Here is a 22,358-nt window from a genome sequence, read left to right as displayed (position 1 = left end):
ATAGCTGGATAAATTGCGACTTTCCCCCTATGTTCTCCCCGACCGGGAGGCAGCCCTGTGGGCATCATGGACGACATACCCCGCCTGACACCGGAAATGGTGAGCAGGAAGAACCAGGTGCTGCGCTTCATCCAGCTCTACTGGTGCGACCATGGCATCGGTCCTTCGATCAGCGAGATCTGTGCTGCGGTCGGTTGCGTGCGGTCGCGCGCGCAGGCGGCGGTGCGCAAGCTGGCGCGCGAGGGCCGCATCCATCGCGTGCCGGGCAAGGCGCGCGGCATCCGGCCGGCCGAGACGCATGAACTGGCGTTACAGCTGCTGCAGTCCGAAGGCTGGATCGTCAATCCGGCGCGGCTGGAGTTGATCCACCCGCTCCCTCCCCTCCTCGACCTGGACGATCGCGGCCGCCTCGTCCTGCTGGGCGGAACAAATGCGAGCCTCCCGCCCGATCGCGCGCGCGCGCATGGTGCTGGCCAGGCTGGAGGCGAGCGGAATGCAGGTGACGGGGAAGACAGGCGGGCCTAGCGCCGCTGAATTGGGGCGGCTGGAATGGGCGCAGCGGCACCCCGCACGGGCGAAAGAAGAGCGCGGTTTCCGCAAAGCGCGGGCCGAGCTGCTGGATCGCTGGCATCACAAAAATGAAGGTACGCCGGAAACGCATGAGGCGCATCGTCGGCGCCGCGCCGGCGCGATCGCGCGGCTGCATGCGTCCGGCTATCTGACAGATGACGAACTGGCCTGGTCGCAGGAGATAGCGGCGGCGGCCGCGTTGGTGATGGCCGACGCTACGGTGCGGACATGCAGCCTGGAAACGCGGATCGATGTCAGCCGCCATGGCGATGCCTTTTTCGAGGCGCTGGGCGCGGTGTGGAACGAGATGGCCTATTCGCGCTGGCGCGCGGCGATGGGGCCTGATGCGGCAATGGTGCTCGACATCGTCGTGCATGATGTCGGGCTGGTCCGCGCGGCAGGACAGCGCGGCATGCCTGTTCGGCGGGCGCGCAAGATGCTGGTCGATGCGCTGCATCTGTGGATGCGGATCCATGCGGGCGTGCGGCGCGAGGTGAGCGCGGCCGATCTGGCAGCGGCGCAGGCCGGCCTGTCATGAGGGCTGCAATGAAGGTCGGCGATCGCGTGGTGATGGTCGACGGGATCCGCGTCGGCACGACCGAGGCGATCACGGTACCGCGCGGCAAGGAAATTCGTATCAACTTGCGGTTTCGGCCGTATTGGCCGGGGCTGTTTCACCTGATGGCGCTGACGGCGGACCGGCTGGACTAGGCTGGAGCGACGGCCCGGATGCGCGCGGCGAGATCGGCGTCGATCATGCGGTCGCCATCCTCGAAGCGCCGCATCGCGCGGCTGATGCTGGGCTGCTTGCCTGTCCAGCCCAGCGCCCGGCCCAGCGAGGCCAGGGAATGACCGGTGCGACGGCGGATGATCGCGAATTCGGCTGCCGTCATCGCAGGGTCGCGCAAAAACACTTCGCCTTCGGCTGTCAGACCGGGGCTATGCTGTGGTGACGATGCCGTGCGGCGGTAGAGATGGGCGTCACTACGGCCAACGCTTTTGTCCGTCCGCTCGATCAGGCCAGCTTCAGCCCAGCGGTGCAGCAGGCGGCGGGCGTGGCTTTCGCTCGCCAGGCCAGCCTGCGCCACATCGATGCTGGTCACGCCATCGGGCGCCGCCAGTGCCGACCAGATGCGATCAACAGCTTTCATGAAATAGCCTCATAAATTCGGGACCGGGCATCATCCCCTTACGATGATTGCAGGGCTGGCAGGCGGCGACGATGTTGCCGGCGCTATTGGGGCCGCCCAGCCCGCGGGGAAAGAAATGATCCTGGGTCGCAAGATTGGACGGATCGGCGGAATCGAGCATGATCGGCCGCTGGCAATAAGCACAACGGCCCGATTGCATTTCGAGTTGCCGCAGGAATGCGGCCCGCCTCACGCGGCGATCGTGAAGTGGACGCGCGCCTTCGCATCCCAGAGCCGCGCACCGATGACGGTGCGATGCGGGGCATCACGCTTGATGACGCGGACGGCGGCGGCATAGGGATGCGTGAGATCGTGAACGCTCTCCACAGGGACGATCCATTCATTGCGGCAGCTATTGGCATACCCGACCACCGAGATCCCGTAGCGCGGCGCCATCCAGCGCTTTTCATAAGCGCCTTCGCGATAGACGCATTCCACCTGGTCGTTCAGGTCGATGTTCGCGATCTGGTAAGGGACAGACATGTCGTTTCTCCATTTGCGGGTCCGGCGATTCGCCGGCGGGCCAGTGGCCACGCACTATTCATAACACCAAATAGATCGCAGTCAAACGGAAAGCGGAACAAAAGCGTGTCTCCCCAAATGGCCACGTAAATGCCAAATCGACCCCGCCACAATTGCGCCCTTCGCAGCCCGCCATTCCCCCGGATGGCGGGTTTTCCTGTTTCTGGAGGCCCTGACATGCCCCAGTCTACGCCAGCCGCAGGTCCTGCGCGCCGCGACATTCGCCGCGCCACGCCTGCCGGCCTTGCCGACGCCATCGAGAATCCGCGTGATGACCTCGATCGCCTGATCGGTGACCTGCGGCTGGCTACCCGTTTCAGCGCGGCGGACTTCGACCGGTTCGAAGAGCGGATGCAGTTGATCGTCGCCGCGCTGATCGAGCCCTTCCGGGGCGCCCGAGCGCCGAGCGCGCCGCCACTGCACATCGAGCAGCAGGGCGGCATGTGCAGCGCCTTCTATTGAGCCGGAGTTCCGCATGACAATTCAGACCGGCATGAATGCGGTCGACGTCGCCGCCCTGTCGCAGATGGCGCAAGGCGATGGCGAGATGCACCTTTCCAAGCGTCTGGTACGCGCGCTGCTGGCGCAGATGGCGCTAGCGGACACGATCCACCGCACGCAGGCCATGGTCGATCGCAACCGCCGGAGAATTGCGCGATGAGCCGGGTTCGATCGGCTGCACAGCGAGCGCCCCAAACAATCGAAGCGGCGACAGCGCTGTGCGCCCGCTTTGCCGAGCGCAGCGCGGCCGCCGCGCTGATCATCCAGGCGCGGGACGAGACCATCGCCAAGGCCAATCAGACGGCCGATACCGAGCTGGTCCCGATCACCGCCGAGCTCAAAGATATCGAGAAGCAGCTGAAGCCCTTCTTCGCTGCGAAATTCGATGAGTTGACGTGCGGCAAGCGCAAGTCGATCGAGCTGGGCGGCTGCTATCTGGGCTATCGGCTGGACAAGGCCAGCGTCGCCTTTGCCCATGGCAAAGATGATGACATGGCGGTGACGCTGCGCGCGGCCGAGCTGACCGACTATGTGCGGACCAAGCATTCGCCCGACAAGCCGGCGATCATGAAGGCGCTGGAGGGTGAGCGCGACGCAATCGCGCTGCGGGATGCCGAGTCGGTCGCGCCGATCGGCCACAACGGCGGCGAGGCGATTGATGATGGCGCCGCCGCCGCTGAGCCAGTACCCTCGCTTTCGCCGCTCCATGATATCGGCTTCTCGATCAAGCAGGGCGAGAGCTTCTTCCTGGAGCGGGTCGGACAGGACCGGGCCGTCGAACCGTGACCGATCCGAGCGTCGCCGGCGAACGGTTGCGGCGGAAGCTGGAGCAGTCGGCCGAGATTGCTGGCTGCACCTTGGATGTCGTCACCGGCGACAGCCGCGACCTGTCGGTCAGCATCTTCACATGCGCCCAGCATTGGCTGACCGTGATAGTTGGTGGCGACAATGCCCGCTGGTGGCTTGACCAGCTGGACGAGCATTCGGTGTGCGTGCCCGGCTATGTGCTGGCGCAGCTGGCCATCGGCGCCATCGAGGAGAAGGACGGGCAGCTGCTCGCCGAGATCGAGGCGCAGACCGCCAAGGAGGCTTGAGATGTTGCGATATCTGTTGATGCTGGCGGCCTGTTTGCTCGCCATTCCGTTAGCTGCCTGCGAAAGCGTGGCTGACCAATGCGCCAAGGCGGCCAATCCGGCCGAATGCGCCAAGGTTGCCAGTGCCGGCGGCAATGTGAATGACTATCTGCTGTACGGGATGGCCGGCTATATGCTGTCCAGCGCCATGAATGGCGGGCAGCGACAGACGGTGATCGTGCCGGATCCCCACTATCGCGGGTATCGCAGGCCCATCCCCAGCTATCAGGCCAGTCGTGACTATGTGCGATCCCGCACGGTGACCACCACCACGACGAAGCGTTCGCTGTTCGGTGGGACCAAGACCACCACGTCCAACACGCGCTTCAGCTACCGCCCGTCCTACAGGCGCTCCTCCTTCAGCTCCTATCGTCGGCGCTGATGCCGACGCAGGCGCCGCGCTTCCGGCCGCCAGGCTGGCGCCCGCCTGAGCCTTGGGCGACGTCGAAGGGAAAGAGCAGGCAACAGCGCGGCTATGACGCTGGCCATGATGAGATGCGCAAGCGCGTTCTCATTGAGGAGCCATGGTGCCGTGAGTGCCTGCGAACTGGCGTGGCGCCGCCGCGTCGCACGACGGTCGCGGATCATATCCACAACCGCGCGGAAGGCGGCGGCAATATTCGCGAGAATTATCAAGGGCTTTGCGATCCGCATAGCAAGGCGAAAACCGCCCGCGAATCGGCGCGCGCGCGGCGTCGCAACCGAAGTGATTCGGAATGAAAATCGCCCCTCGCGAGGCATAAATCGCAACGAAAACAAGCAAAATCGGACGCATTCCAGCCGATTTCGGGGCCTTTTGCCCCCGGGGGGAGGGTCAAAACCTTCCTTCAGCACCCCCTGGGACCGCGCCTGTGGTCATTTTCTTACGCGGTCAAATTCAAAGGGTAAAAAGTGAGGGCCTTGAATGGCTAGAGGCGGCCCCCGATCCGGCGCTGGACGGAAGCGGAAGGACCCGGCGCTGAAGGAGGCGCAGGGAACATACCGCGCCGATCGCGATGCGCTGGTCAACGAAGACGTGCCGCTGGGGCCGATGACGGCGCCGCTGCATTTGTCGGAAATTGCGCGCGGTCATTTCGCGACGATCGCTGGCATCCTGGAACAGCAGAAGCGATCGAGCCCGCACTATGCGGAGCATGTCGGCCTGCTGGCGCTGCGGCTGGAACAAATCGCCATGTATCAGGCCGTGATCGACATGGAGGGATGCACCTTCACGACGCAAAGCGTGATCACGACGAAGGACGGGTCCGTCTCAGCGCTGAAGATCATGAAGCGCGCTCACCCCGCCGTCGCCATGCTCGACGCAGCAATGCGCCACGCGCAATCGCTACTCGGCGAGATGATGCTCAATCCATCTGCCGCGCTGAAACTGGCGACCGGGCACAAGCAGGTTGAGGAAGATCCCTATGAAGGTTTCTGAAGGCGGGCGCCGGTCGGGTAGGACCTTCCGCCAGCTTGCCGATTTGCCGGATGGTGCGGTCTACTTGGTCCATACAATGAAGGAGGCGGAATACTGCCGCTATCTTCTGAAGCACATGGGCCGAAATCCCAAAGCGATCACGTTCGCCACCCTTCAGAATTATCACCGGCTGGAAGGCGCACGCTTCACCGCCTTGGATGCAGACCATAGTTTTTGGCGCCACGCGGTAAGCCGTCATCACGAGGCCCATGCCTTCCTTTCGCTTTGCGTTTTCTAGCGTGTGGAAGGTCGTGATTATGCGGGGATCGCCCGCAAATATGCGACCGATGTTTGTTCGGGTAAGATCCCGGCCGGGTTGCAGATCCGGTTGCAGTGCCGGCGGTTCCTGGATGAGCTGAAGCTCAGCCGGGCGCGAGGTACGAAGTTCCCCTTCGTGTTCGATGCCGAGCGGGGCGGGAAACCCTGTCGGTTCATTGAGACGCTGCCGCATAGCAAGGGTAAATGGGCGCGCTCGAAAGAGCGGCTGGTCCTTCAGCCTTGGCAGGTCTGGATCATCTGCGTCACCTTCGGGTGGCTGCACCGGTCCGGACCGCAAAAGGGGCTGCGCCGGTTTCGGCGGCTGTTCCTGGTGGTGCCGCGCAAGAACGGCAAGTCGGCGATCGCGGCGGGCCTCGGCCTCTACATGCTATGCGCCGACGGCGAGTTCGGCGCCGAAGTCTACTCGGGCGCGACCAACGAGAAACAGGCATGGGAGGTCTTTAAGCCCGCCCGCCTGATGGCGGACCGGACGCCGGCGCTGAAGCGCAGGTTCGGCATCGAGATGCTGGCCAAGACCATTTCCCGACCGGGAGATGGATCGAAGTTCGAGACGATCATCGGAGATCCGGGCGATGGGCAGTCGCCCAGCTGCTCGATCCACGACGAATATCACGAACATCCCGACGACGGCCAGGTCGACACGATGGTCACCGGCATGGGTGCGCGCGATCAGCCGCTTCAGCTGCTGATCACCACTGCCGGCGATAATCTGGCAGGCCCCTGCTATGCGCTGATCCAGGAAGAGCGGAAGAAGCTCGCCGGGATCGGCCATAATGGCGGGCCGCCGCTCGATCATGAAACCCTGTTCGTCGAATATACGATCGACAAGGAGGATGACTGGAAGTCGGAGGTTGCGCTCCGGAAAGCCAACCCGAACGCCGATGTGTCGGTCTCGATGGACTTTCTCCGGGCGCGGCAGCGGGACGCGATCTCCACGCCGCGCAAGGCGGGTGTCTTCAAGACGAAGCACCTCAACCTGTGGGTCTCGACAAAGGCTGCCTATTATAGCGTCGAGCATTGGCGCAATTGCGCTGATCCCGAGATCCCGGTTCGGGCAGCCGATGCGGTCGAACTGACCCGACTGCAGGGCAGGCGTTGCATCATTGGGCTCGATCTGGCTTCGAAGATCGATATTGCGGCACTAACCTATCTCTTTCCACCGATCGGCGAGAAGGCGACACGAGACGATCCTTGGATCGTTCTCACCCGTTATTTCTTACCGGAAGACACAATCGCGGACGTCGAAGCCTATCAGGGTTGGGACGCGCAGAACCTGATCGATGTCACGCCAGGCAATGTCATCGATTATGATGAAATAGCCGAGGCACTCGACTTCGCTCTAACCAGGTTTCAACTCGATTTTGTCGGCTACGATCCGCACCAGGCCACATGGTTCGCAACCACCATGGTGAAGCGCGGCATCCCGATGATCGAGATTCGTCAGATCGTGATCAACATGAGCGATCCGATGAAGGAAACCGACGCCGCGATGCGGGCCGGCACGATCGCCCATGGCGGGTGCCCCGTGATGGAGTGGCAGGTATCCAACGTCGTTTCGAGCGTCGACAAGAAGGACAATGTCTATCCGAACAAACCGGACGGGCAGGCACATCTGAAGATCGACAATTGCGTTGCCATGATCATGGCCTTCGCCCTGGCGCTGAAAAACGAGGCTGAAGGGCCTTCAGTCTACGAGACGCGCGGCGTGCGCGTGCTCTGAGGAGAGTGCATGAGCTTTTTCGACCGCATCCTCGGCCGCGCGGCCGGGGGTGGCTCCTTGCATTCTGTTGCCGGCGGCGCGCCTTTGTCGTTCGGCGCGAGTGGCCGTCCGTTGGCGCAGGCGATGGCGCCGGACGGTGGCTTTGTCATTTCCACTCCGGACGAACTGGAGGCCGCGCTGCGCGGTGACGCCGGGCTGACTGGTGAGGTCGTTACCCCGGACACCGCCCTGCGCGTCGGCGCGGTGTTCGGCTGCATCCGGCTGATTGCCGGCAAGGTGGCGACACTGCCGATCGATGTGAAGCGCAAGGTCGACGAACGGACCCGCGTCGACGCTTCGGACCATGCGGTCGCCCAGCTGCTGCAACGAAAGCCAAATCGTTGGCAGCGGCCTGCACAGTTCAAACGGATGATGCAGGCGCATGTCCTGCTGCGGGGCGACGGCTTCGCGCTCAAGTCGCGATCGCGCGGCGAGGTTCGCGAGTTAATCCCGATCCACCCTGATCGCGTGTCGGTCCGCCAGCTTGATAGCCTGGAACTGGAATATCGAGTGACCCGCAAGAACGGGACGCAGATCACTGTCGGCCAGGACGACATGTTTCATCTCTTTGGCCTGACGCTCAACGGCTATACCGGCGTAACGCCGCTGACCTATGCCCGCGAGACGATCGGCCAGTCGCGGGCGCGCGATCGGCAGGTCGCCGCGACCTTCAAGCATGGCGCGCGGCCGTCCGGCGCCGTGTCGATGCCAGACGGCAAGAAACTGACCGACCCGGCCTTCGACCGGTTGCAGCGCTCGCTCGACGATTTCCGTGCCGGCGGCGACAAGGATGGCGGCGTGCTGCTGCTGGAGGAAGGGCTGAAGTGGGAGACCATCTCGCTGAGCCCGACCGATATGGCGTGGATCGACGGGCAGAAATTGTCCCGGTCCGAAATCTGCATGTTCTTCGGCGTGCCGCCCAGCATGATCGGCGACAATAGCGGCTCCGATTCCAACTGGGGCACCGGTCTGGAGCAGAAGTCGAACGGCTTCAGCGCCTACACGATGGATGACCATCTGGTCATGTGGGAAGAAGAGATCGGGGCGATGATCCCGGATCCGAAAGTCTACGCGCGCTTCAATCGTTCCGCGATGGTCCGGACCGATATCAAAACCCGCTATGCTGCGCATGCAGTGGGGCTGCAATGGGGCTTTACCTCGCCGAACGAGGTTCGCGCGCTGGAGGACATGAACCCCCGCGAGGACGGCGACATTTTCTATCCGCCGCCGAACACGGCCGGCGACGCCAAGACAGGCTCGGATGATGGCGACGAGGGCGAGCCACCCAAAAAGGACCAGAATGATGATGCGTAACGCGCCGCGCCTTTTCGCGAGCGCGCGCCCTGGCGCGCTGCCGCTTCCCGCTGATCGCCGGTTGCAGGCGTTCACGCCGGCATCGGTGATCGATCGCTACGGTGATGCGGCCGCTGGCGTGCGCGCCGTGGCAAAGGGCGACAACATCATCACCATGTTCGACAGCATCGGCGAGGATTATTGGACCGGCGGCGGCGTCACAGCGAAGAAGGTGCAGAGCCAGCTGCGCGCGATCGGAGATCGCGATGTCGAGGTCCACATCAACAGTTATGGCGGCGACATGTTCGAGGGCATCGCCGTCTATAACGTGCTGCGCGAACATCCGAACAACATCACGGTCAAGGTGATGGGTATGGCCGCGTCAGCCGCGTCTATCATCGCCATGGCCGGCGACACGATCGAGATCGGCGCCGCCAGCTTCCTGATGATCCATAATTGCTGGGTCATTGCCATGGGCAACCGGCATGACATGGCCGAGACGGCCGCCTGGCTGGAGCCATTCGATGGCGCCATGGCGGATGTCTATGCCGCGCGATCGGGAGCCGAGCGCGACGAGATCGTCAAATGGATGGATGCTGAGACCTATATGTCCGGCAGCACCGCCGTCGACCGCGGCTTCGCCAATGCTCTGCTGTCGGCCGACGCCATCACCGTCGATGAGGATGCGCAGGCATGCGATCGCAGCGTCAACGAGCTGCGCGCGATGGAGCTGGCGCTGGTGGCGTCGGGCATGACGCGCACCCAGGCGCGGGCAAAGATCAAGAATCTGAAGGGCACGCCGGGCGCTGCCACGGACCAGGACGTCACGCCGGGCGCTGACGACCGCAAGCTGAATGAGGCGCTGACCGGGCTCCTCGCCAATCTCACCCAATAGGGAGCAACCCCATGAAGAATTTGCAGCGCGCCGCCCTCCTGGCGGCCGGCGCGACCCTTGTCGCGTCTACGCCCCGTGCAGTATTTGCCGCGCCCCGCGCCGAACCGCAGGATGCGGCGTCCCAAATCGCCGCGATCAACGCGGCTGTGACCGCCATGCGCGAAAAGCATGAGGAAGCCCTTGCTGGTCGCCTCACGCAGGACGAAGCCAATGCGCTGATCGAACCGATCAATGCCGAAATCGATCGCCTTTCGGCCGCCCTGACGGCTGCTTCGCTCGGCGGAGGCGCCGGCGACGGCCTGAATGCCGCCGAGCGCGAGCATCGCACCGCTTTCGCGACCTGGTTCCGCCGCGGCAATGTCGACGCCGATCTCAGCCAGTTGGCGGTCAACGCCGCACTTACCACCCAGTCCGATCCGGACGGTGGCTATATTGTGCCGGTCGACTGGGAACAGGGCATCGATCGCGTGCTGACCCGCATGTCCGTCATGCGCCAACTCGCCCGCGTCGTCCAGATCGGCGGCCAGACCTACAAGAAGCTGGTCAGCGTCGGCGGTGCGACCTCCGGCTGGGTCGGCGAAGAGGATGATCGCGAAGAAACCGCTACGCCGGTGCTCCGCGAGCTGTCGCTGCCCTCCGGCGAGCTCTATGCCAATCCGGCGGCGACCCAGACCTTGCTGGATGATGCCCGCTTCGACGTGGCTGCTTGGCTGGCGGACGAAATTTCGATCTCGTTCGACGAGGCGGAAAGCCCCGCCTTCATTCGCGGCAATGGCAAGAACAAGCCGCGCGGCTTCCTGGCCTATGATGCAGTCGCCAACGACAGCTATGCCTGGGGCAAGGTCGGTTTCGTCACCACCGGTGCGGCCGCCGCTTTCGCTTCGAGCAATCCGGGCGATGCTCTGATCGAGCTGCTGTTCGCCCTGAAGCAGGGCTATCGCAACGGCGCAGCCTTCGTCACCTCGGACAAGACGATGGCGGCGATCCGGAAGTGGAAGGATGGCCAGGGCAATTACTTGTGGGCCGCGCCGACCACGTCGGAGCAGGTCGGCACCATCCTGGGCAAGCCCGTCTACACCGACGACTATATGGATGAGCTGGGCGCCAACAAGTTCCCCGTCGCGGTCGCTGACTGGAAGCGGGCCTATACGATCGCCGATCGCATGGGCGTCAGCATCCTGCGCGATCCTTACACCAACAAGCCCTTCGTGCAGTTCTATGCCACGAAGCGCGTTGGCGGCGGGATCACCAACTTCGAGGCGATCAAGCTGCTGAAGTGCTCGACCTAATCGGCTGATCGGGCCGGATTTCTGGCTTTCTGCCTTTCTGGCCGCCGGCATCCGCGCCGGCGGCTTCTCCCTTCCCCAATTCCTGGAGACAATCCATGAAGGACATTCACTCGGCGATCCTCGCCGCGGTCGCGATCGGCAACGCCACGCTGTCGGCCGACAATACGCCGGCAGCGATCGATCTGCTCGGCTATGACGCGGCGGAGATCCTGCTGGCCATCGGCGTCGGCGGTATCACCTTCAGCGGTACCAACAAGATCGAGTTCGTGCTGACGCACTCGGACGACGACGTCACCTACAGCGCGGTTGAGACCAAGGACATGCTGGGCGTGACCGTGGCGGCGGGAGGCATCATCAAGTCGCTGATCGCCGCTCATGCCGCTGCGGCCGCTTATCGCTTCGGCTACAAGGGCGGCAAGCGCTACCTGAAGTTGCTCGCCGACTTCAGCGGTACGCATGGCACCGGCACCCCGATCGCGGCGATTGTGCTCAAGAGCTGGGGACACGACAACCCGCAGGCCAACCAGGCCTGACGGACTGATCAGCCATGGATGGTCCGATCAGCATCGACGACGCCCGCATCCATATGCGGGTGGACACGCGCGATGAGGACGAGAACATCGGCCGCCTCATCCGCGTGGCGGCGCGCGAGATCGAGACCATCTATGGGCTGGTGTCCATTCAGCGGGAGCAGAGTTTCAGCTTCGACGCCTTCCGGCCCGAGATGCGGATCCGGCTCATTCCGGCCAAGCCGGATAGTGTCGCGATCTCCTACCTCGATCGGTCGGGCGCCGAACAGAATTTCGAGGGCTTCCGCGCTTTCGTGCGGGACGACTATCTGTTCATCACCCCGGCGATTGGCGCGCGCTGGCCCAGCGCGGCCGACGTGCCCGGCGCGGTGACCATTACCGCAACGGTCGGCTTCATCGATTCGGACCTGAAGCCGGACGAGCAGCAAGCGCAGGTGCCGGAGGATCTGCAACAGGCGGCGCGGCTGCTGGTCGAGCATCTGTATCTGCGATCGGGCGGTGCGATGCCCGCAGGCATCGACGATCTGATCAACCATTATCGATATCGGCGGCTGTGATGGGTGATCCCCGGCTGACCGCCAAGGCGCGCGATAAGCGCATCCTGATCGAGACGGAAACTGGCGGCAGTGATGGCTTTGGGCATAAGCCGATCAACACCGAATGGAACGCCGTCGCCAATCCCTGGGCGAACATTGCCTATGGCAGTGGGTCTGAGCAGCGAGAGGCCGCGCAAATTGGCGGATCGCAGACCGCCAGCTTCGCCGTTTTGAACAGCGGCGAAACGAAGACGGTCAGCGTCCGCGACCGCATCCGCTATCCGCTGAGCGATCCGGACCCTGCCAAATGGCCGGCCTGGGAGATCAGCGCTGTGGCCGAGCTGGGGTTTAACGAGGGCTTTGCCTTCACGGCTACCCGGGTGGCAGCATGAGCGGCGAGTTCAAAATGGAGGGGCTCGACGCCCTCCTCAACACCTTGAACGCGCTGCCCAAACAGATGCAGAAAAATGCGCTGGAGCGCGCGGGTAAGCGAGCGCTGCAGCCTTTCCTTGCTGTGGTGAAGGATATCGCGCCGACCGACAGTCCGTCCGATTCTCCTGATCGCCCGGCCTACGCCTATCGCGACAGCTTCATCATCAGCACGAAGCTCAATGAGCGCCAGGCCAAGATCAAACGGAAAGCCGGGAATACCCGCGCGGAGGTCTACGCCGGCACCAATGACCCTGTCGGCACCTGGCTGGAGTTTGGGTTCATGCACAAGCGCGGCGACACACTGACATGGGTGCCGCCGCAGCCGCACGTCTCTGTCGCCTGGAACACGACGGCCGGTGATGTCCTGGGCGAATGCGCGATCGCGCTGGCCGAGGAACTGGATGCCGCTCTGATGCGCGTGGTGCGCCGGCAATGACTTTCGAAGAGGATCTGCGCGCGCGCGTCATCGCGGCGCCGCTGGCCGCCCAGCTGGCGCACTGGGAAGGCGCGCCGACCGTGCACTGGGACGATCGACCGGAGGGCGCCGGTCTGCCGGCGATCATCTTTACCGTCATCGATGACGCGCCGGACTATGACCATGACGGCCGGGACAATCTGATCATAACACAGGTCCAGGCCGACACGCTGGCGCCGCACCCAGCGCTGGCCCGATCGATCTCGGATGCGCTCGGCCAGCTGCTGGAAGGCGCGGCCGAGGTGAATGGCCGCCGCTTCGTCCAGGGCCTGATTGAACTGGCCCGCACTATTCCCGTCGTCGGCGTCGCCGGCGCGCGGTCCGTCTATGGGCGCACGCTGCGCCTTTCCATCTACCACAAGGAGTAAGGCCCATGTCCAACGCCAATAAGGGCGCGGAATTCTGGCTGCACGACACGGCCGAGGATGAACTGGCCAAGCTGGCCGGCGTGCTTTCCGTGACGCCCAGCAACCCGACCCGCGCAACCTATCAGGATAGCGACCATGATACGGTCGCCGCCCACACCTATCAGGGTGAAGATCTGATGGAGCCCGGCACGCTGACGGTGCGGATCAACTATCTGTCCGGATCCGCCACCGACACGCTGCTGCTGGCCGCGCTCGCGGACAAGGCGCCGCGCCCCTATAAGTCGGTCCATAATGCGGCTGCAAGCACGAAGCGGAAGATTAGCGGCAGCGTTATCCTGACCAGCTATGCTGTCCAGGACATGCCGATCACTGGTAAGCAGGAAGCGGTGCTGACCTTCCAGGCGAGCGGCGCCGCGACCCATGCGGTCAATAGCTGATGAACCCGCTGCGCGGTGAAGTCCCGCTGGTGCTGGGCGAGCGAAGGCTGACGCTGAAGATGGGCGTCAATGCGCTTTGCGCGGCCGAGCCGGTGCTGGGCAAGAAGACCCGGGCCATCCTGGACGATCTGGAAGATAGTTTCGATGGCCCGGCCATGGATACGATCCGAGTCATGATCTGGGCCGGTTTGCGTCGGCATCATCCCGATGTGCACCTGATCGAGGTGGGGGAGATGATCGAAGAGTTTGGCGCGCCGCGCTTCCTCGATGCGATCCTGAAGGGGATGAAAAGCGCGTTCGGTACGGCGGAGGATAAGGACGGCGCAAACCCTCCGGCGTAGATCAGGAGGACTGGGACTGGCTGAAGCTTCACCAGCGCTGGTGCGAGGCGGGCTATGATCCGGACAGCTTCTGGGAGCAGACCCCGTTGCTGATCAGATCCGCGCTCACCGGCCATCTTGACGCAGTTCGTCGCGACGATCGGGCAGCGCTGGAAGTGGCCTGGCATAATGCCTGCTGGACTTCCTTCACCAAGACCCTGCCAGCTCTATCCGAAGTGCTGGCGCAGGCCGATGGTGAGGAGGATAGCGACGACACCGCCTGGCACAAGATGAAGGTCTGGGCGGCGGCCTACGGCCACGCGATCGAAGAGGATGACGATCAGTCGGAATCGTGACGGGTCATGAAACTGATCAGGGCGCCCGTCGCCAACAGGATCGCACCGGCGATCAGCAGATCCCCCGCCAACCCGTAATAGATACCGGCGATAGCCGTGTTGTTTGCCGCTGGAACCGCTGGACTTAGCGAGAAACTGATCGGCGTCCCTTCGGCCCGCCAGAATAGCGCCGCGCTGGCCACAAGAGCCAGCAACCCAAAGAAGTAAAAAACGCTGACCGCAATCTTCTTCATGCGGGCTTTGATATTGAACGAATGGAGATCGCACAATGGCGAACGATATTATCGGCGCCGTGCGGGTGACTCTGCGCTTCGATACCAGCGATTTATTTGTTGCAGAAGTCGTTCCACCGCGTCCTAAATGACGTTGGCGCATCTTCTCGAAACACAACGCCTTTAGAAGTAGCTATGAATGGGACATCGCCGGTCATTCCGCCAAATCCATTTCGAGCATTAACGTAGCCGCAACCGTTCCTGAGATGCTTAAACCTCGCAGAATCAGGATCGCGAAGGCGAGATCTGACGGCCGCCTCTATACGAACACGTGCCTCAATAGCGTGGTCGACGGCTTGGTCCTTTTTCTTTGCCGTCGAATCGCACTGTGTGACCACTATCACGAGGCTGATCAATATCGCTGCCGTGGTCAGGCACCCTTTGCTGCTCTTCGACAAGCCAAATTCATAGCCGCAATATCGGCATATCTCCGCGTCGGATTGAATCGCTTCCGCGCATTTCGGACATTTCTTCATTCTGATTCTCCCCGTCCACAGACGGTATCGTGGAGGCACGCATGGCAAAAGACATCATCGGCGCTCTCCGCGTTACGTTGGGCTTTGACACCTCCGACTTCGAACATGGCTCAGAGCGGGCCCGTGAAACGATCGAGCGGGATACGACCGCTATCAAGCGCGATTTGTCTGGCGTCCGGACTGCAATTACCGGATTTGTCGGCGCCTTTCTCGGCGCAGAAGCGCTTCAGGCGGCGAAGCGGGCACTGGATTATGCGGCGTCGATCGGCTCTGTTGCCAGTGAAGTGGGTGTCACCACCAACCAATTGCAGGAATATCGCTATGCCGCTTCCGAGGCAGGCGTGGCCGAGAAGGACATGGATGCGGCGCTCAAGGCGCTGAACAAGAATATCGGGGAAGCCCATGCTGGCACCAAGGCACAGGCCACGCTTTTCCATGATCTAGGGGTTTCCGTTCAAGACGGCGTTACAAAGCGTGCCCTGACGGCAGCCGAGGTTTTGCCCAAACTCGCCGATAAGCTCCAAGGCATAGAAGACCCAATCAAACGGGCCAGGACTCAGGCCAAATTTTTTGGGGAAGACCTTGGGCCCAAGCTAAACGGCCTCCTGGAACAAGGCAGCGAGGGCCTCAATGGCCTCCGCAAGGCGGCCTACGACACCGGCGTTGTCCTATCCGACACGCAAATCCAGAATGCCGACAAGGCTGCCAGCAAACTAGAGCAGGTCAAAAACGTCCTTTCGATCCGGATCGCCGGCATCGTGGCGGACAATGCCAATTCTGTTAACTTACTGGCGGAAGCATTGGAAACCGCGGCCGAAAAGGCTGCCTGGTTCTTCAAGACCTGGAAAGGCTCCGAGCGCATCATGCGCGATGAGAGTTGGGCCTCCGGCTTCGTCGCAAGCGCAAGAAAGCAGGAGCTCGCCGGCGATCCTGTAACCTATCTCCAGATGCGCACTGGAGAGCTCCGACGGGCAACGGCGGCACGCAAGCAGATCGAAGAAGGCGGGGTCTCGACGCGCGCGCAGATCCAGGCGCTGGCCGAAGCGCGGGCGAGAGAGGTCGAAGCGCACCGGCTGATGCGGGCTGCTCAGAATGACACCGACTTCCAGCGTACCCTCGCCAGCGAGCGCAATAAAAATGCGGTCAGCACCTTCATCCCTGAAGGCGCATTGCCGACACCGAACACGAAACCCAAAAAGGGTCCGAAGGATCGCACCGAAGAACTGGCGCAGCGCTACCGCGATGAGTTGGCCGGCCTCTATGACGATCAACTCGGGTTGGAGCGCGACCTCAACACCAATCTCAAAGAGCGGACCGCTTACGAAGATGAGAGGCTCCTGCGCGCGAAGGATGCCTATGATGCTGACGTCGATAGCCGGGTCAAGCAGGGCGAACTGACGGAGGAGCAGGCGGCAACGCTGAAGCTCCAGCGGGCACGCAACTATGATCTGGAGAAGCAGCAGATCAACTGGGCGCTGGATGATGCACTGCTGGAGCAGCAGACGCAGGTCGCCCAGGACAGTCTGGACCGCGAACGGGAAATGCTGTCGATGCGCGCCGCGACGGCCACGACGGCGAAGGAGCGCCGCGCGCTCCAGCTCGCGCTGCTGGACAATGAGCTGGAGAGCGTGCGCCTGGCGGCGCAGGAAGTGCTGGACCGACACGACAGCAGCGACATCGACAAGGACATCGCCCGCGCCAAACTGGAGCAGCTGGGCAAGCTGCGCACCGGCAAGACGCTGGAAATCAACCGGGAAACCATGGGGCCGATCGAGTCCTATATGGACAGCATCCCGGACACGGCCGACGAAATCAACGAGGCCTATGAGAATATCGCGGCCAACGGCATCAGCAATATGGTCGACGGGCTGGCGCAGGCCGGGGCCAATACGCTGAAGCTGAAGGGGCTGGCGGGCCAGCTGTTCAATCAGCTGATCGCGGACCTCATCCGCTTCCAGGCGCAACAGGCGGTCGGCGGTAGCGGCGGCATCGGATCGATCATCAGCGGCATCGGATCGATTTTCGGTACCAGCAATAATCTGGGCGGCGTCAGCGCATCGTCAATGGCGTCGATCAACAGCCAGTATGAAGCCCTCTCGGCGCCGAGCAGCATGAGCTTCGCCGGCGGCGGCGACATGACGGTGATGGGGAAGCGTGGCATCGACCGTAACGTCCTGTCGCTCAACGGCATGCCGATCGCCAACGTCTCCTACGGCGAGCGGCTGTCGATCGCGAACGACAATCGGTCGAGCCGCATGCCCGGCAGCAGCTTGACGTTCGACATGCGCGGCGCGGTGGTGACCGAAGATCTGCTCGTCCAGATGCAGTCGATCGGGATGCAGTCCCAGTCGAATGCCGTGGTGATGATGGACAAGCGCAACGCGCGCCGTGTCCGGAGCAGGCTCGGCAAATGATCGACATGACCGATGTGCGGATGCAGTCCTCCGAAGAGGTCATGCTGGATTACGGCGTGTTTCAAAAGACGACGCTGGGCGGCCCTATCTCCAGGGTGGATCGCTTGGGTGGCGGCTTCGGCTATCGTTTCTCTACGCCACCTATGCCTGTCGAACCCGACAGCCGGATCTTCACGGCGCGGTGCCACATGGCGAAGCGCAAGGGCATCATCGTCCGCCTGCCCCAACCCGGTCTGATCATCGGCGCACCTGGCGCGTCGATCACGGTGCAGGGCGCTTCGACGGGCGGCGAGGAAGTGGCGATCACCGGCGCGGCCGCCGGCTATGTCGTTCGCCAGCATCAGGCCCTCAACATCACGAAGAACGGCCACCGCTATCTCTATTTCGCCGCGGCGTCCGTGACCCTGAATGGGTCCGGCGCCGGCACCGTCCTGCTGACCACGCCGCTGCGCACCAAGCTGGCGGGGGCAGAGGCGATCAATCTGGCCGCACCGGTGATCGAGGGCTGGATGCAGGGCGACAATTTCACGCGCGCCATTCCGGTTGACCGGAAAGTGGTGCTGCAATTTGATGTGCTGGAGCGGGCATGACCGTCCTTTCCCCGGCGCTCGACGCTGCCTTCGCCGGCAGCCGCGTCACCATGTTCGGCGCGCTGAAGATCGAGATGCCGGCAGGCACCTATCGACTGCTGGACGGCTCGGCCGAGATCGACATCGATGGCGAAACCTATCGCGGCCTTGAACCCGGTTTCGGCAGCTGGGATTCGATCGAGGAGATCAGCGACGGCTTTGGTGATGAAGCCCCGTCCACCAGCATCGGGATCCTGCCGGAGAGCGATGCCGCGGCGCTGGCAATGACCGACCCGTCCGTCCAGCGATCGCCGGTCACCGTCATGATCGGCGCGCGGGATGAGGCCACTGGCATGTCGATCGGCGACCCCTATGTGCCGATCCGCGGCATCATTGATTATCCGGTTCACAAGATCGGACAGGCCGCCACCAGCGTCGACTTCGAGATCGTCAGCGAGATGGAATATCTGATGCTGAACGACGAGGACCGGGTGATGTCCAGCGCCTTTCATCATCGCGTCTGGCCCGGCGAGACCGGCATGGACCATGTGACCGGCGTCACGGAGAATAGTTATTGGGGCCAGAACCCGCCGAGCGGCGGCGTTTCGACGGCCAGGGGCTGGCGGGCGATCAAGCAAAAGCTGGCCACGGCGCAGGATTATCGGTTCTCCACATGAATCTTTCCGATCGGCGTGACGCCACCCGACAGACCATGGAGCGGTTTGTCGGACCTGCCTTTGCGTGGGGCGAACATGATTGCGGCGTCATGGTCATCAGCCATTTGCGATTGTTCGGCTATGCGATCGAGGAAGGCGGCTGGTCGACGCCGCTAGGCCTCCAGCGCTGGCTGTCCCGCAACGGCGGCAGCGGCCCGGCCTTTCTAGACGGCCTGATCGGCAACCGCATTGCGCCGGCGCAACGTATCGTCGGCGATATCGTCGAGATGCCGGCGCCGCTTTCTTTCCTGGGCGCGTTCGGCATCGCCATGCCCAACAGCCGCGTGCTGGCCTATTATGAAGGGGCGGAGAGCGCCGCGATCATCCAGCCCAGCAGCTTCCTCGCTGCCTGGAGGCCCTGATGAAGGTGCTGAAGATCGTGGCGATCGCGGTGGCGATCGCCGCTGCGATTCCGTCAGGTGGTACGTCGCTGCTCGGCGCTGGGCTGGGGATGACAGCGACGGCCGCGTCCATGGTGGCCACCGGCCTGACACTTGCTACGACAATCCTCGGATCCCTGACAGCCAAAAAGCCAAGCGTTACCGGCGTCCAGACCAGCTGGTCGGCCGATCCGGACGCGCCAATCCCGATCATCTTCGGGCGGACCTTGGCGAGCGGCGACATCCGGTACCGGAAGCAGCACGGCAACAAGAATAAATGGGACACGATGACCAGTGTCCTGTCGGGCTGCGGCCCGATCCACGCAATCAACCAGACCTATATGGAGAAGGACCCGATCAATTTTTCGGGTACCTATGGACTGGTTGGCGCCTATTTTATCGATGGGCATGCCCGCATCTGGCAGGACGTTCAGGTCGGCGAATGTCCCGAGGCCGCTCCGCTGACACCGCAAATCGGTGCGCCGCCGGGACTGACCTCCGCCAGCAAGCTGTCCGGTTATGCGGCGGTCATCAATACATTCGAATATGATGCGTCCGGCGATCATACGCTGACCAGCACGCCGCAAATGAATTGGCTGGTCCACGGGGTTCGCTGTTACGATCCGCGCCAGGACAGCACATTCCCCGGCGGCTCTGGGTCCCAGCGCTGGGATGACGAAAGCACCTGGGGCTGGTCCGGCAACGCCTGGATACAGGCGCTGACCTTTGCGATCGGCTGGCATCAGGGACCGAACAATATCCGCGTGGGTGGGGTCGGCATGTCGATCGACGCGATCGACGTCGCGGCCTTCGTCGAAGCCGCCAATGTTGCGGACGCCAATGGCTGGCAGTCCGGCGGCCGGGTCACGACGGCCGACGACAAGTGGGAGGTGATGAAGGCGCTTTGTCAGGCGGGCGGCGGCGAGCCGATCCGGTACGGCGCGATCCTGTCCTGCTTTGTCAATGCACCCCGGATATCGATCGGGACCATCACCCGCGACGATATCATCGGCGAGGTGTCGATCCAGACCGCGCAGACGATCCGGGACCGGGTCAATGGCATCACGCCTCGCTACACGAGCGAAGATCATTTCTGGGAGCAGGTCGCGGCCGGCACTGTCCAGCATGCGGCCTGGCTGGCCGCGGACGGTACCGAGCGCACCAAGATGGTGTCCTATCCCATGGTCCAGTGCGAGGCCGGTCAGACGCCCGACCAGCTGGCGCAGCTGGCGGGCTATGACATAGTCAACGCGCGCGAGGCCCAGCCTATCACGCTGCCGCTCAAACTGCGCTGGCTTGGATATAGATCCGGCGACTGTCTGACGATCGACGCGGGCCTGACCGAACTTGGATGGCTGGCAGGGCGCGATGTCATCGTGATCAAACGCGGGATCGATCCCAGTAGCGCCCAGGTGTCGCTGACGCTGCGCACCGAAGACCCGAACAAGCATGACTGGGCGCTGAGTCGCACCGGCACGCCGGCGCCGCTGACCGACAGCAGCACGCCGATCCCCGACGTCCCGATGAGCGCCGACAGCAGCCTCGTCACCGCCGACAGCACCGACCGAACAGCGGATGGTTCCTAATGACACAACAGCAAATCAACACCGGTACCACGGCTGACGATGGTACCGGCGACCCGCTTCGCACCGCTTTCGGCAAGGCGAACCTCAATTTTACAGAGCTTTATGGGTTTGCGAACGGTTCGGCGCCGGACGGTGGTACGCCGGTCGGGTCGGATCGCCTTCATGGCTCCTCCGCCGACGCGGCCTGTGACTGGAGCTACAACCAGGTCGTCGAATTCGTCATGGCGATGGCCACCGGCTTTTCGAAAAGCCTCACGATGGACGGCGTCGCCGCGGCGGCGGAGCGGGCTTTCGCGATTAACGTCACCAGCGGCTATTCATCGCGGTATAATCATTATGTCGACGGCGTCCTGCGGTGGGGTACCGCCCGCCTGGCCACCGGTCATTGGGTGGTGCGCCGCTATGACGCCACCGGAGCGGCTATCGACAACCCGATCGACATTGATGATGTGACCGGGGCTGTCACATTTCCAAACGCGATCACGACCAACAGCCAAACGATCAATGGCGTCGGCGCGGCCGCTACGCGCGAGCTGGGGATCAATGTCGACGCCGGATATTCGGGCGGCATCCGATGGCGCACCGGCACGTCGTCGCGCTGGATGATGTCTAAAACCGGCACGGCGGAGACCGGATCAAACGCTGGATCGAACTTCTCTCTTTCGCGTCAGGATGACGCCGGCACGACTCTCGGGACGCCGTTCACCGTCAATCGTGCGACTGGCCTGACCACGATCGCCGAGGGTCTGGCGGTCAGCGGCACGGGCGGCGCGGCCACCGGCTTCAGCTCGCTTGGCGTGACTAGTTCGACCACGACGGCGCCGATCAATATCGACAGCATAGCAGGCCAATATGCGATCACCCGCTATCGCACCGGCACCACGACGCGCTGGGACCTGGGCAAGGAAACGACCGCCGAGGGCGGATCCAACGTCGGCTCCGATTTCTCGATCCGGTCCTTCACGGACGGCGGTTCGGTCAGAGCCGTTACGCTGAGGATTAGCCGGGCCAATGGCGACATTTCCTTCGAAGGCAATCTGATCCCGACCGCCGACAATGTTAAGTCGCTGGGCACCGGCTCCTTCAGAATGTCCGTCATCTACGCCGGCACCGGCACGATCAACACGTCGGACGAGCGTGCCAAACAAGAAATCGGCCCGGTACCAGATGCGTTGCTGGACGCTTGGGGCAATGTCGAGTGGCGTCAGTATCGCTTCATCGACAGCTATGCGCTGAAGGGAGAAGACGCTCGCTGGCATTTCGGCCTGATCGCGCAGCATGTGCGGGACGCGATCGACGCTGCTCTGGGCGAAGGATCCGCGATCCGGCTGGGTCTGGTCTGTCATGATGAATGGGACGCGGCGCCGGCGCAATTCGTGCCTGAAATGCATTTCGTCACCAGACAGGACGACGTCGAGGTCGAGGAGCCGACCGGCAACATGATCGAGGTGTCGCCGGCGATCGAAGCGGGTGACCGCTGGGGCCTGCGCTACGACGAATGTTTCGCGCTGGAGGCCGCTTGGCAGCGCCGGCGCATGGACCGCATCGAAGCGCAAATAGCAGCGCTGACCGCCTGACCCCCCTGAATTTGAAGGAATAGCCTG

Annotated in this window: 33 protein-coding genes; 28 read left to right on the top strand and 5 right to left on the bottom strand. The window is 63.1% G+C overall.

Annotated features, from left to right (window positions below; genetic code table 11):
* Nucleotides 1-66: 66 nt before the first annotated feature.
* From BMY84_RS02775 to BMY84_RS29600, 3 genes are read left to right on the top strand one after another with little or no spacing between them, the layout of a single operon-like run.
* A complete protein-coding gene (locus BMY84_RS02775) occupies nucleotides 67-525 on the top strand; it encodes a LexA family protein (RefSeq protein WP_143074968.1) in 459 nt (152 codons plus the stop codon).
* The gene (locus BMY84_RS02770) at nucleotides 431-1,108 is read left to right on the top strand and encodes a hypothetical protein (protein ID WP_256215022.1); all 678 of its coding nucleotides are present in this window, start codon (nucleotides 431-433) and stop codon (nucleotides 1,106-1,108) included. The genes BMY84_RS02775 and BMY84_RS02770 overlap by 95 nt, the downstream gene beginning before the upstream one ends.
* An 8-nt stretch (nucleotides 1,109-1,116) precedes the next feature.
* Nucleotides 1,117-1,281 (top strand): hypothetical protein, encoded by a 165-nt coding sequence (locus BMY84_RS29600; protein ID WP_177203874.1) that lies wholly within the window; start codon nucleotides 1,117-1,119, stop codon nucleotides 1,279-1,281.
* Here BMY84_RS29600 and BMY84_RS02765 read toward each other — a convergent pair.
* Genes BMY84_RS02765 through BMY84_RS02755 form a run of 3 tightly spaced genes read right to left on the bottom strand, consistent with a single transcriptional unit; the run spans nucleotide 1,278 to nucleotide 2,243 of the window.
* Nucleotides 1,278-1,721: a hypothetical protein gene (locus tag BMY84_RS02765; protein WP_093080252.1), complete on the bottom strand. Its 444-nt coding sequence runs from the start codon at nucleotides 1,719-1,721 to the stop codon at nucleotides 1,278-1,280. The genes BMY84_RS29600 and BMY84_RS02765 overlap by 4 nt on opposite strands.
* Entirely contained in the window at nucleotides 1,708-1,920 is a 213-nt protein-coding gene (locus BMY84_RS02760; RefSeq protein ID WP_093081658.1) for an HNH endonuclease, read from the bottom strand. The genes BMY84_RS02765 and BMY84_RS02760 overlap by 14 nt, the downstream gene beginning before the upstream one ends.
* Nucleotides 1,921-1,949: 29 nt before the next feature.
* Nucleotides 1,950-2,243 (bottom strand): hypothetical protein, encoded by a 294-nt coding sequence (locus BMY84_RS02755; RefSeq protein ID WP_093080250.1) that lies wholly within the window; start codon nucleotides 2,241-2,243, stop codon nucleotides 1,950-1,952.
* Between the two features lie 216 nt (nucleotides 2,244-2,459).
* Between BMY84_RS02755 and BMY84_RS02750 the strand changes: the two genes are divergently transcribed.
* The 19 genes from BMY84_RS02750 to BMY84_RS02660 all read left to right on the top strand — a co-directional run bounded on the left by BMY84_RS02750 (nucleotide 2,460) and on the right by BMY84_RS02660 (nucleotide 14,341).
* Complete coding sequence (locus BMY84_RS02750) at nucleotides 2,460-2,744, top strand: hypothetical protein (protein ID WP_093080248.1); 285 nt, start codon at nucleotides 2,460-2,462, stop codon at nucleotides 2,742-2,744.
* A 13-nt stretch (nucleotides 2,745-2,757) separates the two neighbouring features.
* A complete protein-coding gene (locus BMY84_RS28975) occupies nucleotides 2,758-2,943 on the top strand; it encodes a hypothetical protein (RefSeq protein ID WP_143074966.1) in 186 nt (61 codons plus the stop codon).
* Nucleotides 2,940-3,569 (top strand): host-nuclease inhibitor Gam family protein, encoded by a 630-nt coding sequence (locus tag BMY84_RS02745; protein WP_093080245.1) that lies wholly within the window; start codon nucleotides 2,940-2,942, stop codon nucleotides 3,567-3,569. Before BMY84_RS28975 ends, BMY84_RS02745 begins: the two co-directional genes overlap by 4 nt.
* A complete protein-coding gene (locus tag BMY84_RS02740; RefSeq protein WP_093080242.1) occupies nucleotides 3,566-3,877 on the top strand; it encodes a hypothetical protein in 312 nt (103 codons plus the stop codon). Before BMY84_RS02745 ends, BMY84_RS02740 begins: the two co-directional genes overlap by 4 nt.
* A 1-nt stretch (nucleotide 3,878) precedes the next feature.
* Nucleotides 3,879-4,298, top strand: coding sequence for a hypothetical protein (locus tag BMY84_RS02735; RefSeq protein WP_093080240.1), 420 nt, complete (start codon nucleotides 3,879-3,881; stop codon nucleotides 4,296-4,298).
* 522 nt (nucleotides 4,299-4,820) lie between these two features.
* Entirely contained in the window at nucleotides 4,821-5,333 is a 513-nt protein-coding gene (locus BMY84_RS02725; protein ID WP_093080235.1) for a P27 family phage terminase small subunit, read from the top strand.
* On the top strand, nucleotides 5,320-5,610 hold the full coding sequence (locus BMY84_RS02720; protein WP_093080232.1) for a hypothetical protein: 291 nt from the start codon (nucleotides 5,320-5,322) through the stop codon (nucleotides 5,608-5,610). Before BMY84_RS02725 ends, BMY84_RS02720 begins: the two co-directional genes overlap by 14 nt.
* A gap of 3 nt (nucleotides 5,611-5,613) precedes the next feature.
* Nucleotides 5,614-7,371, top strand: coding sequence for a terminase large subunit (locus BMY84_RS02715; protein ID WP_093080229.1), 1,758 nt, complete (start codon nucleotides 5,614-5,616; stop codon nucleotides 7,369-7,371).
* A 9-nt stretch (nucleotides 7,372-7,380) separates the two neighbouring features.
* Nucleotides 7,381-8,724, top strand: a complete 1,344-nt coding sequence (locus BMY84_RS02710) for a phage portal protein (protein ID WP_218146909.1) — start codon at nucleotides 7,381-7,383, stop codon at nucleotides 8,722-8,724.
* Nucleotides 8,711-9,598 carry a head maturation protease, ClpP-related gene (locus tag BMY84_RS02705; RefSeq protein WP_218146908.1) on the top strand — a complete coding sequence of 296 codons (888 nt, stop codon included), beginning with the start codon at nucleotides 8,711-8,713 and terminating at the stop codon, nucleotides 9,596-9,598. Before BMY84_RS02710 ends, BMY84_RS02705 begins: the two co-directional genes overlap by 14 nt.
* A gap of 11 nt (nucleotides 9,599-9,609) precedes the next feature.
* The gene (locus BMY84_RS02700; protein ID WP_093080224.1) at nucleotides 9,610-10,887 is read left to right on the top strand and encodes a phage major capsid protein; all 1,278 of its coding nucleotides are present in this window, start codon (nucleotides 9,610-9,612) and stop codon (nucleotides 10,885-10,887) included.
* Nucleotides 10,888-10,982: 95 nt separating this feature from the next.
* Nucleotides 10,983-11,420 (top strand): hypothetical protein, encoded by a 438-nt coding sequence (locus tag BMY84_RS02695; RefSeq protein ID WP_093080221.1) that lies wholly within the window; start codon nucleotides 10,983-10,985, stop codon nucleotides 11,418-11,420.
* Between the two features lie 14 nt (nucleotides 11,421-11,434).
* Nucleotides 11,435-11,974: a head-tail connector protein gene (locus BMY84_RS02690; protein WP_093080218.1), complete on the top strand. Its 540-nt coding sequence runs from the start codon at nucleotides 11,435-11,437 to the stop codon at nucleotides 11,972-11,974.
* Complete coding sequence (locus BMY84_RS02685) at nucleotides 11,974-12,345, top strand: phage head completion protein (RefSeq protein ID WP_093080215.1); 372 nt, start codon at nucleotides 11,974-11,976, stop codon at nucleotides 12,343-12,345. Before BMY84_RS02690 ends, BMY84_RS02685 begins: the two co-directional genes overlap by 1 nt.
* Nucleotides 12,342-12,821, top strand: coding sequence for an HK97 gp10 family phage protein (locus tag BMY84_RS02680; RefSeq protein ID WP_093080211.1), 480 nt, complete (start codon nucleotides 12,342-12,344; stop codon nucleotides 12,819-12,821). The genes BMY84_RS02685 and BMY84_RS02680 overlap by 4 nt, the downstream gene beginning before the upstream one ends.
* The gene (locus BMY84_RS02675) at nucleotides 12,818-13,228 is read left to right on the top strand and encodes a hypothetical protein (protein ID WP_093080208.1); all 411 of its coding nucleotides are present in this window, start codon (nucleotides 12,818-12,820) and stop codon (nucleotides 13,226-13,228) included. The genes BMY84_RS02680 and BMY84_RS02675 overlap by 4 nt, the downstream gene beginning before the upstream one ends.
* 5 nt (nucleotides 13,229-13,233) lie before the next feature.
* Nucleotides 13,234-13,665, top strand: coding sequence for a phage tail tube protein (locus BMY84_RS02670; protein WP_093080206.1), 432 nt, complete (start codon nucleotides 13,234-13,236; stop codon nucleotides 13,663-13,665).
* Entirely contained in the window at nucleotides 13,665-14,006 is a 342-nt protein-coding gene (locus BMY84_RS02665; protein WP_093080203.1) for a hypothetical protein, read from the top strand. The genes BMY84_RS02670 and BMY84_RS02665 overlap by 1 nt, the downstream gene beginning before the upstream one ends.
* Before the next feature lie 86 nt (nucleotides 14,007-14,092).
* Nucleotides 14,093-14,341 (top strand): hypothetical protein, encoded by a 249-nt coding sequence (locus tag BMY84_RS02660; protein ID WP_093080200.1) that lies wholly within the window; start codon nucleotides 14,093-14,095, stop codon nucleotides 14,339-14,341.
* Here the strand turns inward: BMY84_RS02660 and BMY84_RS02655 are convergent.
* Both BMY84_RS02655 and BMY84_RS30800 read right to left on the bottom strand, forming a co-directional pair.
* Entirely contained in the window at nucleotides 14,326-14,574 is a 249-nt protein-coding gene (locus BMY84_RS02655) for a hypothetical protein (RefSeq protein WP_143074965.1), read from the bottom strand. The two genes, BMY84_RS02660 and BMY84_RS02655, sit on opposite strands and share 16 nt — an antisense overlap.
* Nucleotides 14,575-14,666: 92 nt before the next feature.
* Nucleotides 14,667-15,089, bottom strand: coding sequence for a zinc ribbon domain-containing protein (locus BMY84_RS30800; protein ID WP_093080195.1), 423 nt, complete (start codon nucleotides 15,087-15,089; stop codon nucleotides 14,667-14,669).
* Between the two features lie 41 nt (nucleotides 15,090-15,130).
* On the opposite strand from BMY84_RS30800, the gene BMY84_RS02645 reads away from it, so the two are divergent.
* Genes BMY84_RS02645 through BMY84_RS02620 form a run of 6 tightly spaced genes read left to right on the top strand, consistent with a single transcriptional unit; the run spans nucleotide 15,131 to nucleotide 22,331 of the window.
* Nucleotides 15,131-17,503 carry a hypothetical protein gene (locus tag BMY84_RS02645; protein ID WP_143074964.1) on the top strand — a complete coding sequence of 791 codons (2,373 nt, stop codon included), beginning with the start codon at nucleotides 15,131-15,133 and terminating at the stop codon, nucleotides 17,501-17,503.
* Nucleotides 17,500-18,093, top strand: coding sequence for a hypothetical protein (locus BMY84_RS02640; protein ID WP_093080190.1), 594 nt, complete (start codon nucleotides 17,500-17,502; stop codon nucleotides 18,091-18,093). The genes BMY84_RS02645 and BMY84_RS02640 overlap by 4 nt, the downstream gene beginning before the upstream one ends.
* Entirely contained in the window at nucleotides 18,090-18,749 is a 660-nt protein-coding gene (locus BMY84_RS02635; protein WP_093080188.1) for a hypothetical protein, read from the top strand. The genes BMY84_RS02640 and BMY84_RS02635 overlap by 4 nt, the downstream gene beginning before the upstream one ends.
* Entirely contained in the window at nucleotides 18,746-19,150 is a 405-nt protein-coding gene (locus BMY84_RS02630; RefSeq protein WP_093080185.1) for a DUF6950 family protein, read from the top strand. Before BMY84_RS02635 ends, BMY84_RS02630 begins: the two co-directional genes overlap by 4 nt.
* A complete protein-coding gene (locus BMY84_RS02625; RefSeq protein WP_093080183.1) occupies nucleotides 19,150-20,754 on the top strand; it encodes a hypothetical protein in 1,605 nt (534 codons plus the stop codon). Before BMY84_RS02630 ends, BMY84_RS02625 begins: the two co-directional genes overlap by 1 nt.
* Nucleotides 20,754-22,331: a tail fiber domain-containing protein gene (locus BMY84_RS02620; RefSeq protein WP_093080180.1), complete on the top strand. Its 1,578-nt coding sequence runs from the start codon at nucleotides 20,754-20,756 to the stop codon at nucleotides 22,329-22,331. The genes BMY84_RS02625 and BMY84_RS02620 overlap by 1 nt, the downstream gene beginning before the upstream one ends.
* Nucleotides 22,332-22,358: the final 27 nt, after the last annotated feature.

The sequence above is a fragment of the Sphingobium sp. AP50 genome, assembly GCF_900109095.1.
Taxonomy (GTDB): domain Bacteria; phylum Pseudomonadota; class Alphaproteobacteria; order Sphingomonadales; family Sphingomonadaceae; genus Sphingobium.
The sequence above is the reverse complement of the archived record's forward strand: the minus strand, read 5'-3'. Positions and strand labels throughout refer to the sequence as shown.